General features: G+C 62.3%; 13 protein-coding genes. 4 read left to right on the top strand and 9 right to left on the bottom strand.

All coding sequences use genetic code 11. The features are described from left to right. Positions 1 to 30 precede the first annotated feature (30 nt). Positions 31 to 1,905, bottom strand: a complete 1,875-nt coding sequence (locus UCMB321_RS21760) for a putative bifunctional diguanylate cyclase/phosphodiesterase (RefSeq protein WP_040070557.1) — start codon at positions 1,903 to 1,905, stop codon at positions 31 to 33. Beyond that, positions 1,902 to 4,169, bottom strand: a complete 2,268-nt coding sequence (locus tag UCMB321_RS21755) for a putative bifunctional diguanylate cyclase/phosphodiesterase (protein WP_040070556.1) — start codon at positions 4,167 to 4,169, stop codon at positions 1,902 to 1,904. Before UCMB321_RS21755 ends, UCMB321_RS21760 begins: the two co-directional genes overlap by 4 nt. 239 nt (positions 4,170 to 4,408) lie before the next feature. On the opposite strand from UCMB321_RS21755, the gene nosR reads away from it, so the two are divergent. Further along, positions 4,409 to 5,761, top strand: a complete 1,353-nt coding sequence (gene nosR, locus UCMB321_RS21750) for a response regulator c-di-GMP phosphodiesterase, NosR family (protein ID WP_040070555.1) — start codon at positions 4,409 to 4,411, stop codon at positions 5,759 to 5,761. Between the two features lie 123 nt (positions 5,762 to 5,884). Here nosR and metR read toward each other — a convergent pair whose 3' ends face one another. Continuing rightward, positions 5,885 to 6,802, bottom strand: a complete 918-nt coding sequence (gene metR / locus UCMB321_RS21745) for a transcriptional regulator MetR (protein WP_040070821.1) — start codon at positions 6,800 to 6,802, stop codon at positions 5,885 to 5,887. A gap of 242 nt (positions 6,803 to 7,044) precedes the next feature. Here metR and UCMB321_RS21740 point away from each other — a divergent pair, with 242 nt between their 5' ends. Further along, complete coding sequence (locus UCMB321_RS21740; RefSeq protein ID WP_040070554.1) at positions 7,045 to 8,037, top strand: alpha/beta fold hydrolase; 993 nt, start codon at positions 7,045 to 7,047, stop codon at positions 8,035 to 8,037. Between the two features lie 109 nt (positions 8,038 to 8,146). On the opposite strand, the gene UCMB321_RS21735 is transcribed toward UCMB321_RS21740, so the two are convergent. The 6 genes from UCMB321_RS21735 to UCMB321_RS21710 are packed head-to-tail and all read right to left on the bottom strand — an operon-like array spanning position 8,147 to position 15,428. Beyond that, the gene (locus tag UCMB321_RS21735; protein WP_040070553.1) at positions 8,147 to 9,544 is read right to left on the bottom strand and encodes a sigma-54-dependent transcriptional regulator; all 1,398 of its coding nucleotides are present in this window, start codon (positions 9,542 to 9,544) and stop codon (positions 8,147 to 8,149) included. Continuing rightward, entirely contained in the window at positions 9,534 to 11,339 is a 1,806-nt protein-coding gene (locus UCMB321_RS21730; protein ID WP_040070552.1) for a sensor histidine kinase, read from the bottom strand. Before UCMB321_RS21730 ends, UCMB321_RS21735 begins: the two co-directional genes overlap by 11 nt. After that, positions 11,339 to 12,463, bottom strand: a complete 1,125-nt coding sequence (locus UCMB321_RS21725) for a GNAT family N-acetyltransferase (RefSeq protein ID WP_040070551.1) — start codon at positions 12,461 to 12,463, stop codon at positions 11,339 to 11,341. Before UCMB321_RS21725 ends, UCMB321_RS21730 begins: the two co-directional genes overlap by 1 nt. A gap of 10 nt (positions 12,464 to 12,473) precedes the next feature. Beyond that, entirely contained in the window at positions 12,474 to 13,340 is an 867-nt protein-coding gene (locus UCMB321_RS21720) for an alpha/beta hydrolase (protein ID WP_209437196.1), read from the bottom strand. Further along, the gene (locus UCMB321_RS21715; RefSeq protein ID WP_040070549.1) at positions 13,337 to 14,731 is read right to left on the bottom strand and encodes an aspartate aminotransferase family protein; all 1,395 of its coding nucleotides are present in this window, start codon (positions 14,729 to 14,731) and stop codon (positions 13,337 to 13,339) included. Before UCMB321_RS21715 ends, UCMB321_RS21720 begins: the two co-directional genes overlap by 4 nt. Further along, positions 14,724 to 15,428: an HAD-IB family phosphatase gene (locus tag UCMB321_RS21710; RefSeq protein ID WP_040070547.1), complete on the bottom strand. Its 705-nt coding sequence runs from the start codon at positions 15,426 to 15,428 to the stop codon at positions 14,724 to 14,726. Before UCMB321_RS21710 ends, UCMB321_RS21715 begins: the two co-directional genes overlap by 8 nt. A 226-nt stretch (positions 15,429 to 15,654) precedes the next feature. Between UCMB321_RS21710 and UCMB321_RS21705 the strand changes: the two genes are divergently transcribed. Together UCMB321_RS21705 and UCMB321_RS21700 are read left to right on the top strand one after the other, a co-directional pair. Continuing rightward, positions 15,655 to 16,428, top strand: coding sequence for a MipA/OmpV family protein (locus UCMB321_RS21705; RefSeq protein ID WP_040070545.1), 774 nt, complete (start codon positions 15,655 to 15,657; stop codon positions 16,426 to 16,428). 97 nt (positions 16,429 to 16,525) lie between these two features. After that, the gene (locus tag UCMB321_RS21700) at positions 16,526 to 17,383 is read left to right on the top strand and encodes a fatty acid desaturase family protein (protein ID WP_040070820.1); all 858 of its coding nucleotides are present in this window, start codon (positions 16,526 to 16,528) and stop codon (positions 17,381 to 17,383) included. Positions 17,384 to 17,447 lie beyond the last annotated feature (64 nt).

Below are 17,447 nucleotides of genomic sequence, written 5' to 3'. Positions count from 1 at the left end.
ATCCTTGGCAAAAAGAGGCGGGTTCAGGGATCAGTCCTGTGCGGGTCGTTCGAACCGCCTTTCCTGCCACAAGCGCAGGAATGTCTCGGCTTCGACCGCCTTGCTGAAGTAGAAGCCCTGGCCTTCCTCGCAGTCATGGGCCTTGAGGAAGGCCAACTGATCGGGGGTTTCCACACCTTCGGCGATGATGTTCAGGTTCAGGCTCCGGCCCAGGCTGATGATCGCGTTCACCAGCGCGGCATCGTTGCTGTCGCCATTGAGGTCGCGTACGAACGACTGGTCGATCTTCAGCACGTCGATGGGAAACCGTTGCAGGTAGCTGAGGCTCGAATAACCGGTGCCGAAGTCGTCGATGGCCAGGCGGATGCCCAGGGCCTTGATGGCTTTCAGGGTTTCAATGGTGTGCTCGATGTTCTGCATCAATACGCTTTCGGTGATTTCCAGCTCCAGCCGGGTCGGTTCCATGCCGGTTTCTTCCAGCACCTGGCGTATGCCGTCGAGGAAACCGTGCTGGCGGAAGTCCATGGCCGAGACGTTGACCGACAGGGTCAGCGGGCCGGGAGCCTGATCCTGCCAGGCCCGGCCCTGCCGGCACACCTGGCGCAACACCCAGCGGCTCAGCGGGACGATCAGGCCACTGTCTTCGGCTACCGGGACGAACTCCGCGGGGTAGAGCAGCCCGCGTTCGGGGTGCCGCCAGCGGATCAGGGCCTCGGCGCCGACCACCGCACCGCTCTTGAGGTCCAGCTTGGGCTGGTAGTGCAGTACGAACTCGTCACGTTCCAGGGCCATGCGAATACCGGATTCGATGGATTGCTGCTCGCGGGCCCGGCGGTTGAGGTCTTCGACGTAAAAAGCGAAGTCGTTGGCCCCCTGTTCCTTGACGCTGCGCATGGCGGCTTCGGCTTTCTTGATCAGGGTCAGCGCGTCCTCGCCGTCGCCAGGGTAAAGACTGATACCCAGGCTCGCGGTAACCCGCAGGTCATGCCCGGCGATTTCACGGGGGGCATTGATGGCCGAGAGGATTTTCTCGGCGGTGCCGCGGGTCTGTTGCGGATGGTTGAACTCGGGGAGTATCAGGACGAACTCATCGGAGCGGTAACGAAACACCGAGTCCGATTGGCGCAATGCTCCTACCAGGCAATCGGCCACGTGCTTGAGCATTTCATCGCCCGCCGGGTAGCCCAGGGCATTGTTGATGCGCTTGAAACGATCCAGTCCGATGAACATCACGGCCACCTGTTCGTCGTGACGTTTGGCCAGGGCGATGGCCTGGCTCAGGCGGTCGCCGAGCAGGGTGCTGTTGGGCAGTTCGGTGAGCACATCGAATTGCAGCAGCCGGGAGACCTGCAGCAGTTCCTGGACGCGCTCCTCGATGGTTCGCTCCAGGCTGGCCATCCTCGAGGCGATGTCCCTTGCCAGTTGCCACTTCCAGGTCAGGGCGCTGGCCATCTGGCGGATCTCCAGCGCGTCGAAGGGCTTTTTCAGGATCAGCATCTGGTCGCCGAAGGCGATGCGCTCGTCCATGGACTCCCAGGAGTAATCCGAGTAGGCGGTGCACAGGGCGATCTGCAGTTCCGGGTCGACGGCCCACAGTTGCTCGATGGTTTCCAGGCCGTCCCAGCCTGGCGGCATGCGCATGTCGAGGAAGGCCATGGCATAGGGACGCTCGGCGGCCAGGGCCAGCTTGACCAGCTCCAGCGCCTCTTGCCCCTGGTAGGCCGAGTCGATCTCGAAGCTCAGCCGTTCGGGGCGGGTGGTACCGAACAACAGGTGTTCGGTGGTGTCCAGGCTCAGTTCGTCCTCCTGCTCGGGCCCGAGGATCTTGCGAAAGTCCTGATGAATCGAGGCGGTATCGTCGATGATCAGGATGCGCCGGTTGGCGGCGCTGACTGCGCTGTTCATGGGCGACTCCCTGGCGTGGCCAATGGGGGAGGGTCGATATGGCCGGCGTGCAGCAGTTCGGTGGCGCGATGGCTGTCGACGGCCTCGCTGAAGTAATAGCCCTGGGCGGTCATCGGTGAGCCGGTGGCCATCAACGAATGGCGTTGTTCATGGGTTTCCACGCCTTCGGCGATGATGCCGATGCCCACTTCCCGGGCAAAGTTGATGATCGCCCGCAGGGTGGTGGCGCTTTCCCGGTCCTGGGTGGCGTCGCTGATGAACGATTGGGCTAGTTTCAAGTGGTTGACGCGGTAGGTCTTGAGGTAGTCGAAGGAGGAGTAGTCGGTGCCGAAATCGTCGATGGCGATCTTCACGCCGAGTTCGCGCAGCCTGGGCAGTACGTCGTTCTGGGTCCATTTGGTCTGGGCCAGGGTCGCTTCGGTGACGTCGAACTGCAGGTCCGAGGGCGAAAGCTCCCATTTGGCCATGGTCTCGACCACGTCGCGAACCAGCTCGTTGCCACTTTTGAGCTGGGCCAGCGACAGGTTGATCGCGATCACCGGCGGGGCCATGCCTTCGTTACGCCATTGGCGCATCTGCCGGCAGGCGTGGTCCAGCACCCAGTGCCCCAGGGCGACGATGGTCCCGGTCTTTTCCGCGGCGGGAATGAACAGGTCGGCGTCGAGTGTGCCGCGCTCGGGGTGGTTCCAGCGTAGCAGGGCCTCCATCCCGAGGATCCTGCCGGTGCCCAGGTCGACTTCCGGCAGGTAGTGAAGCTCCAGTTCGTCCTGTTCGATGGCCTTTCTCAGGTCCTGGGTCAGGGCGATCCGGTCGATGACTTCCTGGTTGATCTCGTCGGAGTGGAAGTGGTACTGGTTGCGGCCGTTTTCCTTGGAGCGATAGAGCGCCATGTCGGCCTGGACCAGCATGGTGTCGGCGCTTTCGCTGTCCGGGGCATAGGTGCTGATGCCGATGCTGACGGAAATCCGTACCTCGTTGCCGCCCAGGCTGTAAGGCTCCACCAGCGCGTCGCGGATCCTGCTCGCCAGGGCGCTGGAGTACGTCGGGTCGATCATTTCCGCCTGCAGCACGGCGAACTCGTCGCCGCCCAGGCGCGCCACCACATCGTGCTCCCGGGTGCAGCCCCTGATGCGCCGGGAGACTTCCTGGAGCAGCAGGTCGCCCACCGGGTGTCCGAGGCTGTCGTTGATGTGCTTGAAGTGATCCAGGTCCAGGTAGAACACCGCGAACGGCGAGGCCCCGCGCCGGGCGGCGGCGAAGCTCTGGTGCAGGCGCTCGATCATGGTCGAGCGGTTGGCCAGCCCGGTGAGCCCGTCGGTACGGGCGAGCAGGGCGATTTTCTCTTCGGCCAGCTTGTGTTCGGTGACGTCGATGATGATGCCTTCGACTTCCAGTAGGCGCCCTTCCGGGTCGCGCACCGGTACGTAGCGGTTTTCCACCCAGCGCCAGTGGCCGTCGCCGGTGCGCAGGCGAAATTCGATCGAGGCGCCTTCGGCATCCTTGTCCAGGACCTTGGCCATGGCCTGGTCGACCTTGTCCTGGTCGTCAGGGTGGATCAGTTCCGCGGCCCAGTCGGGGGAGGCCAGCAGGTCCTTGGCCACATGCCCGAACTTGGTGATGTTGTGGGAGATGTACATCAGCGGGAACGACGGCTCGCCGCGCAGGCGATAGAGCAGGGTCGGGCTGTTCTGCACGATGATATTGGCGTCGGACAACTCGCGGGTGCGCTCCTCGACGGCCTGTTCGAGTTGCTCCATTTTCAGCGCGGCGTCTTCGGTCATCTGCCATTTGACGGTCAGGGCGCTGGCCAGCTGGCGGATCTCGATGGCGTCGAAGGGTTTCTTCAGGATCAGCAGGCGGTCACCCATCTCGATCCGATCGTTCATCTCATCCAGGGAGTAGTCGGAATAGGCGGTGCACAGCGCGACTTGCAGCTTGGGGTCGGCTTGCCAGAGTCGTTCGAGGGTTTGCAGGCCGTCCCAGCCCGGCGGCATGCGCATGTCGATAAAGGCCATGGCGTAGGGTTGCCCCTGCAACAGGGCCTGTTCGACCTTGGCCAGGCCTTCCTGGCCCTGGAACGCCGAGTCGAGGTCGAAACGTTCTACCTGGCGCGTGAGGGTGTCGCCGAACAAGGCCTGCTCGGCCGACTGCAAGTCGTCTTCGACCCCGTCGGGGCAGAGAATCTTGCGGAAGTCTTCGTGGATCGACGGGGTGTCGTCGATGATCAGGATGCGGCGGTTGATGCGGGCGACCGGGCTGCTCATGGCAGGACTCCGATCAGGCTGACGGCGAAATGTACTGAGCTCATGCGGACATCCCTTCCTGATAACCACGCTGCCGTTGCGCACTAGATTGCTTGCAGCATAGATCGACTGACACGGATTTGCTGATAAAGATGATGCCAATTGATGGTTGAACATCTACCCTTAGCAAAAAATGACAGGGACCGTCGGGCCAGCCAAGGGTCCCTGGATTGAAGCCCCACGCAGACATGAGGTGCTCCATGGATGAATCCACAGTTGATGTCGTGATCAAACCCCGTGTCTTGCTGGTCGACGATGAAGAATCGATTCTCAACAGCCTGCGTCGTTTGCTGCGTAGCCAGGGTTACGAACTGTTCCTGGCCGACAGCGGCGCCCGGGCCCTGGAGATCATGGCCAGCCAGTCCATCGACCTGGTGATCAGCGATGCGCGCATGCCGAACATGGACGGTGCCACCCTGCTGGCGCGCATTCATGAGCTGTATCCGAACTGCCTGCGGATCCTGCTGACCGGTTACGCCGACATGGACATGATCGTCAAGGCGATCAACCAGGGGCGGATCTACCGTTACATCAGCAAGCCCTGGAACGATGAAGAGCTGCTGCTGACCATCACCCAGGGCCTGGCCTTCCAGCATTCGGAACGTGAACGCCAGCGCCTGCAGGTGTTGGTCAGGGAGCAGAACCGGCAGTTGCAGGCACTCAACGCCACCCTGGAAAAGCGCGTGATCTCGCGCACCAGCGAAGTCCAGCAGACCGCCGACATGCTCGACCTGGCCTACGAGGAACTCAAGCGCAGCTATGCCGTCACCGCCGAGGTGTTTTCGCGGATGGTCGAGTGGCGCCTGCCCAAGGACAAGCAGACCAACCGGGCGATCATCGATCTGGTCAAGGTCTACTGCAAGACCCATGTCATGGATGAAGCGGCCAGTCGCGACCTGGCCATGGCCGCGGCCCTGCACAACATCGGCAAGATGAGCTGGACCGACAGCATGATGGGGGCGCCGGCCGACCTGCTGCACCACACCGATCGCGAGCGTTACCGAGGGTATCCGAAGCAGAGCGAGTCGCTGTTGATGACGCTGGAGCCGATGCAGGATGCGGCCCGCCTGATCCTGCATCATCAGGAGCGCTGGGATGGCACGGGGTTTCCCGATCATCTCAGGGGCGAGGCGATTCCCCTGGGATCGCGGGTGTTGAAACTGGCGGTGGACTTCATCGAGTTGCAACACGGCCTGATTCTCGAGCGGCAGATGAACAGCGACGAGGCCCTGGTCTTCATTCGCAAGTATTCCGGCAAGCTCTATGACCCGGACTTGGTGGAGGACTTCATCAAGGTCTGCTCCGAATACCTGAGCGACGTGACCCTGGGCGACCCGACGGTCCAGGTCCTGGGCACCCGCGAACTGGCGGCGGGCATGATCCTGGCACGCAACCTCAACGCCGACAACGGCATGCTGCTGCTCAACGCCGGCAAGGTGCTCAGTGCGCCGCTGGTGGAGAAGCTGATTGCCTTCGAGGCCATGGAAGGCGGCAAGTACAGTGTGTTCGTCAAGGTGCCGGAGGATGTGGCGTTGTTGGAGCAGGCCCAATAGCACCTTCCCGATTCCAGTAGAGCCTGGGGAACAGAGCTTGTGTGGGAGCGGAGCTTGCCCGCGAAGAGGCCGTTGAGATCGCCAAAAGCTTCGCGGGCAAGCTCCGCTCCCACATCAGGGGCTTCAGCGCACCGCGCTGACCCCGTCGAGCGTCGAGAACGAGGTGTCCTTGGCCGTCAGCAGGAAGTCTCGCATGTACGGCGCATCCAGCATGTCGGCGCGGATCGCCGCATACAGGGTGGCGAACAGGCCTTTCTCCCCCAGCCGCTTGGCCTTGACGTAACCCCGCGAGCTGTATTCGTGCAGCGCCCAGTGCGGCATGCCGCACACGCCGCGACCGCTGGCCACCAGTTGCATCATCATCACCGTCAGCTCGGACGTGCGCACTTGCGCCGGCTCGATGTCCGCCGGCTCCAGGAAACGGGTGAAGATGTCCAGCCGGTCCCGTTCGACCGGGTAGGTGATCAGGGTCTCCTTGAGCAGGTCCTCGGGCACGATGTAAGGCTTGTTGGCCAGCACATGCTGGTTCGCCACCGCCAGCATGGCCTCGTAGGTGAACAGTGGCACGTAGGTGATGCCCACCAGCTCCACCGGGTCGGAGGTGACCACCAGGTCCAGGTCGCCACGGGCCAGGGCCGGCAGCGGGGCGAAAGAAAACCCCGAGGCCAGGTCCAGCTCGACTTCCGGCCAGGCATCGCGGAACTGGTCGATGGTCGGCATCAGCCACTGGAAGCAACTGTGGCATTCGATCGCCATGTGCAGGCGGCCCGCGGTGCCGCCGGCCAGGCGCGCGATATCCCGCTCCGCCGCGCGCAGCAGCGGCAGGGTGGCGTCCGCCAGTTGCAGCAGGCGCAGCCCGGCGCTGGTGAAACGTACCGGCTTGGTCTTGCGCACGAACAACGGCATGCCCATGCGCTCTTCCAGTTCCTTGAACTGGTGGGACAGGGCCGACTGGGTCAGGTGCAGGCGCTCGGCGGCTTCCACCAGGCTGTCGGCCTCGCGCAGGGCGTGCAGGGTTTTCAAGTGACGGATTTCCAGCACCAGGGGCTCCATGAGTGAACTTTGTGATTGGCGAGAAGGGCATGAGTTTGTCTCATGTTGCCCTGGCTGTCGACAGGAGCGCTGTCGGGTCGCTGGGTTCTGCGGCGTCTGATCGGCCGCCATCGCTGGCAAGCCAGCTCCTACAGGCATTCTTCATCAAACTGTCATGGAACTGTGGCAGCGCCAACGAACAAATAACATCAAACTCGCGCCTCAATGGGGTTCTGCGTTTCGGTGTTTTCATGCGTGTAGTTATTTTCCTGGTCGCACTGCTGTTCGGCCTGCCGTCTTTTGCGGCTTCGAGATGTGATGTCAATGTTCCGACCGAACGGGTCGACCTGGATAACGTCAGCCTGGCTTACCAGAGCATCGGGCGTGCCTCGGATCCGGCCCTGTTGCTGGTGATGGGCCTGGGCGGGCAGTTGATCCACTGGCCGGACGAGGTGGTGGTTGCGCTCTGCCAGCAGGGTTTCCGGGTGATCCGCTATGACAACCGCGATGTCGGCCTGTCCACCTGGCGCCAGGCGCCGGCCAGCGCCAACCTGACCTTCGAAGTGCTGCGCTACAAGCTCGGCCTGCCGGTGGCGGCGCCTTATACCCTGACCGATATGGCCGGCGATGCCCTGGGCCTGATGGATGCGTTGCAGATCCAGCAGTTCCATGTGCTCGGCGCCAGCATGGGCGGGATGATCGCCCAGCACCTGGCGGCGATGGCGCCGCAGCGGGTCGAGAGCCTGACCCTGGTGATGACCAGTTCCGGTGCCGAGGGGTTGCCGGCGCCGAATGCGGCGCTGGTGCAGTTGCTGTCCCGGCGCAGTGCACCGAACCGCGAGGTGGCGATCGAGCAGCAGGCGGACCTGCTGGCCGCCCTGGGCAGCCCCGAGGTGCGCGACGACCGCAGCAAGTTGTTGCACCAGGCGGCGGTGGCCTATGACCGCGCCTTCAACCCGGAGGGGGTCAAGCGCCAGATCATGGCGATTCTCGCCGAGCCGAGCCGCGTGCCGATGCTCAATCAGCTGCGGGTGCCGACCCTGGTGGTCCATGGCACGGCCGATCCGTTATTGCCGGTGATGCACGGCGTGCACCTGGCGGCGCATATCCAGGGCAGTCAACTGGTGTTGATCCCGGGGCTGGCCCATCGGTTCCAGGAGGCGTTCAAGGCGCCGTTGCTGGCGGCGGTGCTGCCGTACCTGCGTTTGCATCAGGGGGATGTCAGTCGCTGGGCTCAACTGTAGGAGCCGGCTTGCTGGCGATTCAGGCGACGCGGTGTATCAGGTACACCGCGTTATCGTTCATCGCCAGCAAGCCGGCTCCTACAAGGTCGCGGTGTTTTCCAGATCGCGGTCAGCGGATGATCTTGTCGACGTGGATCGCCAGCTTCTTGAGGCGGTACCAGAAGCTGCGTTCGGAAATCCCGATCAACTGTGCCGCGGCCGCCTGCACGCCATTGCTTTCCTGCAGGGCGGCGAGGATATAGGCTTTCTCTACCTCTGCCAGGGCCGCATCGAGGTCCTTCGGCAGGCCGGGGGCGATGCCGGGCAGTGCGCCGGCGTTGTCGCGCGGCGCTGCCGATTCGAACAGATAGGCCGGCAAGTCCGTCTCTTCGATCTCGTTGCCGGTCGCGACGATGGTCGCCCGTTCCACACAGTTCTGCAGTTCGCGGATATTGCCCGGCCACGGGTAGTTGAGCATCGCCTGCAAGGCCGCCGGGCTGAAGCCGTCGATGCGCTTGCCGGCGGTGGCGCCCAGGGTATGGGCGAAATGCCGGGCCAGCGGCGCGATGTCCTCGACCCGTTCACGCAGGGCGGGCAGGGGAATCGGGAAGACATTCAGGCGGTAATACAGGTCTTCGCGAAACTCCTTGTCGGCCACGGCTTGCAGCAGGTTCTTGTTGGTCGCGGCAATCACCCGCACGTCGACCTTGCGCTCGCGCGGATCGCCCACCGGCTCGATGATCCGCTCCTGCAGCGCACGGAGGATCTTGGCCTGCAGCGCCAGCGGCATGTCGCCGATTTCATCGAGGAACAGCGTGCCCTTGTCGGCTTGCAGGAAGCGCCCGACACGGTCCGATACGGCGCCGGTAAAGGCCCCCTTGCGATGGCCGAACATCTCGCTTTCCAGCAAGCCTTCGGGAATCGCCGCGCAGTTGACCGCGACAAAGGGCATGTCGGCGCGGTTGCCGTGCTTGTGGATAGCCCGGGCGACCATTTCCTTGCCGGTGCCGCTTTCGCCGGTCAGCAGGATGGTGGCGTTGCTCTCGCGCACCGAGTCCACGGCTTGCAGGACCCGCCGGAAGGTCGGGCTGTCGCCCACCAGGCTGTCGATCTGCTGGTGCTCGTCGAGTTCGGCACGCATGCGCGCGTTGTCCCGCAGGATGTCGCGAAATTGCAGGGCCTTGTTGACGGTGATGTCCAGCTCGTCGATATCGAATGGCTTGGCGATATAGTCGAAAGCGCCATTGCGCATCGATTGCACGGCATTCTTCACGGTGCTGTAGGCGGTCATCACGATGACCGGCAGCTGCGGGAAACGCAGCTTGACCTCCGCCAGCAACTGCGGCCCGTCCATGCCGGGCATGCGCCAGTCGCTGATGACCAGGTCGATGTCTTCCTGTTCCAGCACCGCCAGGGCCTCCAGGCCATTGCCGGCGGTGAAGACCCGAATATCGTTCTGGCTCAGCGCAGAGCTCAGCAGGTCGCAGAGCTTGGGCTCGTCATCGACCACCAGGACGTTATGCGTCATCTTCTTCTTCCTCATCCTCTTGGTCCAGGTCGCCGTCATGGGCCGGAATGTACAGGTTGAAGGTCGCGCCGGCATCCTTTTCGCTGATGCACTCGATACGCCCGTCATGGTTTTCCATGATCGAGTAGACCTTCGCCAGGCCCAGGCCGGTGCCGGAGGCCTTGGTGGTGACGAACGGCGTGAAGATGCGTTCGATCATGTCCGCCTCGATGCCTTGGCCCGTGTCGGAAACGCTGATGATGGTGTATTGCGCATCCTTGGCAATGCCGAGGGTCAGGCGCCCGCCCTTGGGCATGGCGTCGATGGCATTGAGGATCAGGTTCAGGCAGGCCTGTTTCAACTGCCGGGAGTCGGCATACAGGGTTGCGCCTGGCGCCTGGTCGTCGATTTGCGCGTCGATGTTGTGGGTCGCCAGTTCCGGGGCGCAGAAACCGAGGATCTCCTCGGCCAGCTCGCGTGCCGGGTAGAGGGCGCGAATCGGTGCGCTGGGCTTGGCGAAATCGAGGAATTCGGTGATCAGGTCGTTGATCCGCGAGACCTCGCTGATCACGTATTCCAGGTGCCGCTTGTCGGTTTCCGGCAGGTTGGCCCGACGGTGCAGCAACTGGGTGGCGGTCTTGATGATGCCCAGCGGGTTGCGTATTTCGTGGGCCAGGCCCATGGCGACTTCGCCCAGGGCGTGCAGGCGGTCGCGGCGGCGCAGTTGGGCTTCGAGGTGATGCAGCTCGCTCAGGCGCTCGGTCATGTGGTTGAAGGTATGGCTCAGTTCCGCCAGCTCGTCGCTGCCGATGACCGGGATGCGCTTGCTGTAGTCGCCGGAGATCACCGCGCCAACGCCTTCGGCCAGACCGCGCAAGGGCAGGGTCAGGCGCCGCGAGACCAGCCAGCCGACACTCAGCGACAGGGCCGAACCCAGCAGGAAGATCAGGATGAACAGGTTGCTCTGGTTGACCAGGCCCACCAGGCTGCTATGACGCAGCAAGCCACTGAAAATCACGCCTTGCAGGTCGCCGGTGTCGTTGAATATCGGCCAGTACAAGCCGCTGTAGCGGTTGGTGAACAGCTCGCTGGGCTGGCGGGTTTCGCGCAGGGTTTCGGCGATGCTCTCCGGCATGTTGCCGGGGCGATCTTCGAAGCGCTGGGTGGAGAAAATTTCGGCAAAGCCCTGGGGGTTGGCCCCCTGAGAGTTGGCTAGGTAGAGGCGCAGGTCCAGGGAATGCACGTCGGCGACACTGTTCAGGAAGCTGCTGTCCAGGTAGGTCGCGATCACCATCTGGTAGTCGACGCCGTCCTGGGTGGTGTCGAAGGTCGAAACCACCACGCCGGTGGTCACGCCCGCGATCTGGATGGTCTGCAGCACGGCATTGGGCGCGGTGCTGATCTGCGAGACGATGTCATCGGGCTGGGTGGTGAACACCACCTTGTGATCCTGGCTGCGTACCAGCGCCACCAGGTCGATGCCCATGGCGTCGGCGATGTCGGCGGTCAATTTGTCATGCTTGGCGGCCCAACGTGAGCTCGGCGGACGGGTGTAGAGCAGGAACAACTGCGCGACACGGGCATTCGAGCGCTTGATCTCGCTGATTTCATCCTTGACGACCTTGGTCGACTCCTGCAACCAGATGCGCACGTTGCTGTCGAAGATCTGTGACAGGGTGGTGGCCGCCAGTTCCGCGGCGATCATGGTCGGCACCACGCTGACCAGCCAGAACGCCAGCAACAATTTGCGTTGTACGCTCCAGCGCGAGATCGAGAAGGGGCGTCGTTTACGACGGCGTTCTGGCGTATTGGTCATCAGGTTTCGCTTATCGCAGCAGACATGGCAGGGTCGAATCGATCCGGGCGAACCAACAATTTAACCCCTCTCAGGATATTGTTGATCAGCCAGTTGCGATGGTGGAAAAACATGTTGTTGCCTTCGAAGCTGCACCCCAGGCGGATCTTGCTGGCGTAGCCGGCCTGCCCGCATTCGTAGAGGGGGATCCCGTGGCTGATGCAGTACTCGACATTGGCCAGCCAGCTACGGAAATAGAGATTATGTTCGCGGCTCTGGTTCACCTCATGACCGAAAAACTTGTCGATCAGTCGATCACCGTCGAACAGCACCAGGTTGAATGCCACGAGCTTGTCATCCACCCAGTACAGGACACAGGCCGCGCGTTCGTCCATGTGTTCGAGCACGTTGGTGAAGTAACCCGCCGGCAGCCGTTCGAATTGCAGTTCGCTGCGCGCCAGTGTCGCTTCGTACAGCTCCATGATCCGTGGCAGCACATCGTCGATGTTGCGTCGCCATTCGATCCGCGGCCCCGGCGCCCGCAGCTTGCGGCGCAGGTCCTTGCGGGTGGACTTGCCCAGGGTACCCAGGTAGGCGTCGACGGAGCCGAACGGTATGGGCAGCAGGGCGCTGGGCAGGCTGGGCATGGTCTGGTAGCCGGCCGCCTTGCAGCTGCGGCTCCAGTCGTTGTCGTCGCTGGGCGCGTCCTTGACGGCGATCAGGCGGATACCCAGGTGCCGGGCATCATCGTGGGCCAGTGCCAGCAACTGTTCCAGCAAGGCCTGGCGCCGTTCTGCCGGTACGTGGCTGGCCGTGCCGGCCGTGCAGCGCTCCGCCACGGGTGAACCGATGGCGTAGAGCGGAAATTCGAGCACACCGGGCAGGAATCGATTGATCCAGCCGGTGAAGCGTTTGACCAAGCCCTGCACCGTGGTGTCGAGCTTGTAGGAGGTAATGAAGGCGGGGGCGACCGCCAGCAAGCGACCGTCTTCGAACAGCGCCAGGTAGCGCCATTCGAAGTCTTCGATGCCGGCTTTCTCCACCGCCAGGTAGTACTCCCAATTCTCCAGTACGCCGGTAAAGCAATCGTTCCAGGCGTTGCGGTCGATAGCCTCGATGCTTGAGAAGGCTTGGGCGCTGATCACGGGTCTTTCCTTAGGCTAGTCGACGCTGCGCTTCAGGCTCGCTCGATACGCCGCTCAGGCGTTCGATGTAGTCGGCGCTCAGCTCGATGACTTCCTTGTATTGCAGGTCGACGGTGATCATGTGGTAGCAGTTGTCGAGCATGACCTTGGTCACCGGGCCGCCCAGGTGACGCTCGACGTAGTCGGCGTTCCACGGGCTGGTGATGTCGTCCTCGACGGAGTGAATCACCAGGGCCGGCGTCTTGATCGACGGCATGCGCCGCATGACCACGGCGTTCATCCGGTGCAGTTCGCGCACGGTGACGCCTTCCATGGTCAACAGCCCGGCATCGCTGCTCTGGCCGTCTTTCATCTGACGCTCGACGATGGCCCGCAGGCGTTCGTTCTTGATGCCGTACGGCGGCTTTTCTTCGAAACGGCAGATGTGCACGCCGAACGGGATCTTCATCAGCAACGGCGTCAGGAACGCCAACTTGTGGATGCTCCAGCCGTCGTAGCGCAGCGTCGTCGAATACATCAGCAGCCCGGCGATCTGGCCCGGATGCTCGGAGGCCACGTACATGGACATCACCGCACCCATGGACAGGCCGCCGACGAAAACTTGTTCGTGGCGTTGTTTCACCGCCACGAAGGTCTTGCGTACGCCTTCATACCAGTCCTGCCAGCCGGTGGCCTGCAGGTCGGCGTTGCCGCCGCAGTGCCCGGCCAGGGTCGGCACGTAGACCGTGCAGTTACCCTTCTTGGCCAGGCCCTGGGCCACCCGACGGAGTTCCGTCGGGGTGCCGGTCAGGCCGTGGATCAACAAGATCCCGACCGGACCCGAGCCGAGGACGAAGCCGGTGTCGCCTTCGCCCAGATCGATGGCTGCCATGTTCACCGCTTCATGGCCCGGTTCAGCAACTGCTCGAGCAGTTTCAGGCCCAGGTCGATTTCCGCGTAGCTGATTTCCAGCGACGGAGCCAGGGTGATCACGTTCTTGTAGTAGCCGCCCACGTCGAGGATCAGGCCCAGCTTCTGACCGTCAACCACCATGTCGCCCTTCATGCCTTCCTCGACCATGTAGTCCAGGGTCGCCTTGTCCGGGGTGAAGCCGTCGGTGGTGCAGATTTCGCAGCGCAGGGCCAGGCCCAGGCCATCGACGTCGCCGATGATCGGGAAGCGTTTCTGCAGCTCTTGCAGGCCTTCGAGGAAGTACTTGCCCTTGGCCATGACCATGGCGCCGTAGTCGACTTCGCTGGTCATCTTGAACATTTCCAGGCCTACCGCCGTACCCAGTGGGTTGGAGGCGAAGGTGGAGTGGGTGGATCCTGGTGGGAAGACCGTCGGGTTGATCAGTTCTTCACGGGCCCAGATGCCGCCCAGCGGGTTCAGGCCGTTGGTCAGCGCCTTGCCGAAGACGATCACGTCCGGCTGGACGTCGAAGTGTTCGATCGACCACAGCTTGCCGGTACGCCAGAAGCCCATCTGGATTTCGTCGACCACCAGCAGGATGCCGTGCTGGTCCAGGACCTGTTTCAGCTCTTTGTAGAAGTTCATCGGCGGGATGACGTAGCCGCCGGTGCCCTGGATCGGCTCGGCGTAGAACGCGGCGTATTCGCTGGCGCCGACTTTCGGGTCCCAGACACCGTTGTACTCGGTTTCGAACAGGCGGGCGAACTGCTGCACGCAGTGGCTGCCGTATTCTTCCTTGGTCATGCCTTTCGGGCCACGGAAGTGATACGGGAACGGGATGAACTGGGCGCGCTCGCCGAAGTGGCCGTAGCGGCGACGGTAGCGGTAGCTCGAGGTGATCGAGGAAGCGCCCAGGGTACGGCCGTGGTAGCCGCCTTCGAAGGCGAACATCAGGCTCTTGCCGTTGCTGGCGTTACGCACGACTTTCAGGGAGTCTTCGACGGACTGCGAACCGCCGACGTTGAAGTGCACGCGACCGTCGAGGCCGAATTTTTTCTTGGCGTCGACCGCGATCATTTCCGACAGTTCGATCTTGCCTTTGTGCAGGTACTGGCTGGCGATCTGCGGCAGGGTGTCGATCTGTTGCTTGAGGGCGTTGTTCAGACGTGGGTTGGCGTAGCCGAAGTTGACCGCCGAGTACCACATTTGCAGGTCGAGGTAAGCCTGGTCTTCGGTGTCCCAGACGTAGGAACCTTCGCAGCGGCTGAAAATGCGCGGTGGTTCGATGTAGTGGACTGTATCGCCGTAGGAGCAATATTTGGCTTCTTTTTCCAGAAGCACCTGGTCTTCGGCTGTAGCGATACGAATATCAGACATGGTGGAAGAGTTCCTGTTGTTCAAGATCGATAGAGAAGGTGCCGGCGTTCGCCGCGATTTCGTTCGGCAGCAGGGCCAGCATGGCTGGCAGCTCGGCGAAGGAGTCGAAGCGCGCGTAAGGAATATTGTTGCGTTCGCAATGCTCGGCCAGGCGGCCCTTGGCGAAGACGAAGTCGGCGGTGCCGGCCACGCACATGTCCGATTGACCGTCGCCGATCACCAGGATGCGCTTGCCCTTGGGCGCGGACTTGCATTTGCAGTTGCCGGAAGCGGCGCGGCAGGCGTCGCTGGAATACGGGAAATCGATGCGCCAGCTATTGTGGTCGACCTGGCGCAGGCGATTGGCGAGAATCGGCAGCAAGGTCACGTAGTTGCGCGACAGGATTCGCGCGATGCCTTGTTCGATGCCGTCACTGACCACTTCGATGGAGGCGCCCAGGCCCATGACATGATCGACGAAGTCCGGGAAGTCCGGGTCGATATCGATGGTGTCGAAGTACGCCAGCAAATCAGCCGGCGAGGCCTTGACCAGTGCCAGTTGGCGGCTGAGGCATTCGCGCGAACCGATATGACCGTCCAGCCACTCTTGCTCGATGCTTTCCCAGCTCGGGTCGGCGAAACGCTCAAGGATGTTGTCGATCGCGTCGGTGCGGGAGATGGTCCCATCGAAATCACACACGATATGCCAGTGCATCATCTGCTTGTACCTGTTGTAAGAGCGCACACTGCGCATGCCGTAGCGCAGAGCACGGAGTGTGCCAAGTTCTTAAATCCGGTATTCTCGTCGGATATACCCCTCACATGTATCTGATTACGTACAGGGAGCTACAAAATTTGTAGCTTCCTACAAACAACTTCAGTGCTTGCCTACAAAATGTCGCGTTGAAGATCGCGCAAGGCATGTATCGACAAGGACACTTTTCATGATTCGGCTGACTTCCTCATTGCTGCTTGCCGGCCTGCTTTCCCTGGGGGGCTGGAGCCACGCCGTCCTGGCCGATGAAGGTCCTACCGGGCAGGCGGGGGTGGCGCTGGGCTATCAACCTTATGACCCTTCGGGCAGCCGTTACGCCGTGGTGCCGTTGCCATACCTGGATCTGGACTGGGGCGATTTCAGCCTTAACGGCGATGATGGTCTGACCTGGAGCGCGTTCAAGTCCAATGGCTTCAGCGTCGGACCTTTCGTCAATTACCTGCCCGGGCGGGTGTCCAACGGTTCGTTGCGCGGCCTGCGCGATGTGCCGGACATGGGCGTGGTGGGTGGTTATGTGGAATATGCGCCCGCCGACTTCTGGCGGCTTTTCGCCTCGTTGGGCAATGCCGTGGGTGGCGGTGACGGGCAAGGTGGCGCGGTGGGACGCTTGGGCGGTGAACTGGGCTATCCGCTGGGTATGGGAATTATCGGTCGCAGCAATTTCACCGCGCATTTTGTCGACGAGCGCCAGGCCAAGACCTTCTTCGGTGTGGGGGGGCGTGAGTCCCGGGCCTCGGGGATCAGTCGCTATCGTCCCAGCGGCGGCCTGCAGAACCTGGCTCTGACCCAGAGCTTTGCCATCCCGCTGAGTGGCAACTGGTCGCTTATGACCAGTGCCAGCTGGATTCGCCTGACGGGCTCGGCGGCGGACAGCAGCCTCGTCAAACAGCGGGGCAACGCTAACCAGGGCGAGGTCCAGGCGGCGATCAGCTATAAGTTCTGAGGCCGGACCCTGTTCGAGCATGGCCCCGTGCTCGCGTTGAAAACTGGTCCGGCTCTTGCTAAACCTGTCCGGAGATCAATTTTCCGGAATGCTGTTCATGGCTCGACCCGCTTATCGTTTGCTCGCCTATTCATTGTGGGACCTGGTGCCCATCGTCATGGCGCTGGCGCATTTCTCCTTTGTCCTCTGGCTGGTGCTGGGTTTTCACGGTCAGTCGTGGTGGATCATCATCCCGGCTGCGCTGGTCTATGCGATCAGCCTGTCGTGGAGCATCAACAGCATTTCCCACAACCAGATCCACAACCCCTATTTCACCCCGCACTGGATGAATCGGGCGTTCGACCTGCTGTTGTCGGTGACCATCGGCTTCTCGCAGACGATGTACCGCGATATCCACAACCGCCATCATCGCGGCAATGCCGACCGTCCGGGGCCGGACGGCAGCACCATCGATCCGTTGTCGATCTACCTGCATGGCAAGGATGGCCAGCCGGATAACGTCTGGGCCTATACCTTCCTGAGTTTCTTTCGTGACGACCCCAAGGCCTATTACGAAGAGATGAAACGCAAGCATCCCAAGGATGCGCGCTGGGTCAAGGTGGAGATTGCCGTGACCGTGGCGTTCTACCTGGCGCTGGCGGCCTATGACTGGCACGCGGTGCTGGTGTTGCTGCCGTTCTGGTACCTGGGCCAGTCGCTGTCGTCGCTCAACGGCTACTACGAACACCTGGGCGGCAACCCCGACCTGCCGATCGCCTGGGGCGTGAGCTCATACAGCTGGTTGTACAACCTGATCTGGATGAACAACGGCTATCACGCCGAGCATCACTACCGGCCGAAGATGCACTGGACCCGGGTCAAGGCGTTCCACCGGCAGATCAAGGACGAGCAACAGAAGGCCGGGGTGAAGGTGATTCCGGTGTCACACGGGCTGGGGTTTCTGGTCAAACACTAGGGTCTGTACGAAAACTCGCCGAGCGGCGATCAGGCAAGGCAAAAACAGGCGAGGAAGCGGAGTT

Source organism: Pseudomonas batumici, from assembly GCF_000820515.1.
Taxonomy (GTDB): domain Bacteria; phylum Pseudomonadota; class Gammaproteobacteria; order Pseudomonadales; family Pseudomonadaceae; genus Aquipseudomonas; species Aquipseudomonas batumici.
Note: the sequence above shows the minus strand (reverse complement) of the source record. Positions and strands in the feature narration are given on the sequence as shown.

What these genes read in the sequence shown, in the direction of transcription:
- UCMB321_RS21710 (WP_040070547.1), bottom strand. Translation starts at nt 15,428, where the DNA reads ATGATGCACTGGCATATCGTGTGTGATTTCGATGGGACCATCTCCCGC.
- UCMB321_RS21735 (WP_040070553.1), bottom strand. Translation starts at nt 9,544, where the DNA reads ATGACGCATAACGTCCTGGTGGTCGATGACGAGCCCAAGCTCTGCGAC.
- UCMB321_RS21715 (WP_040070549.1), bottom strand. Translation starts at nt 14,731, where the DNA reads ATGTCTGATATTCGTATCGCTACAGCCGAAGACCAGGTGCTTCTGGAA.
- UCMB321_RS21760 (WP_040070557.1), bottom strand. Translation starts at nt 1,905, where the DNA reads ATGAACAGCGCAGTCAGCGCCGCCAACCGGCGCATCCTGATCATCGAC.
- UCMB321_RS21705 (WP_040070545.1), top strand. Translation starts at nt 15,655, where the DNA reads ATGATTCGGCTGACTTCCTCATTGCTGCTTGCCGGCCTGCTTTCCCTG.
- UCMB321_RS21730 (WP_040070552.1), bottom strand. Translation starts at nt 11,339, where the DNA reads ATGACCAATACGCCAGAACGCCGTCGTAAACGACGCCCCTTCTCGATC.
- UCMB321_RS21700 (WP_040070820.1), top strand. Translation starts at nt 16,526, where the DNA reads ATGGCTCGACCCGCTTATCGTTTGCTCGCCTATTCATTGTGGGACCTG.
- UCMB321_RS21755 (WP_040070556.1), bottom strand. Translation starts at nt 4,169, where the DNA reads ATGAGCAGCCCGGTCGCCCGCATCAACCGCCGCATCCTGATCATCGAC.
- UCMB321_RS21740 (WP_040070554.1), top strand. Translation starts at nt 7,045, where the DNA reads ATGCGTGTAGTTATTTTCCTGGTCGCACTGCTGTTCGGCCTGCCGTCT.
- nosR (WP_040070555.1), top strand. Translation starts at nt 4,409, where the DNA reads ATGGATGAATCCACAGTTGATGTCGTGATCAAACCCCGTGTCTTGCTG.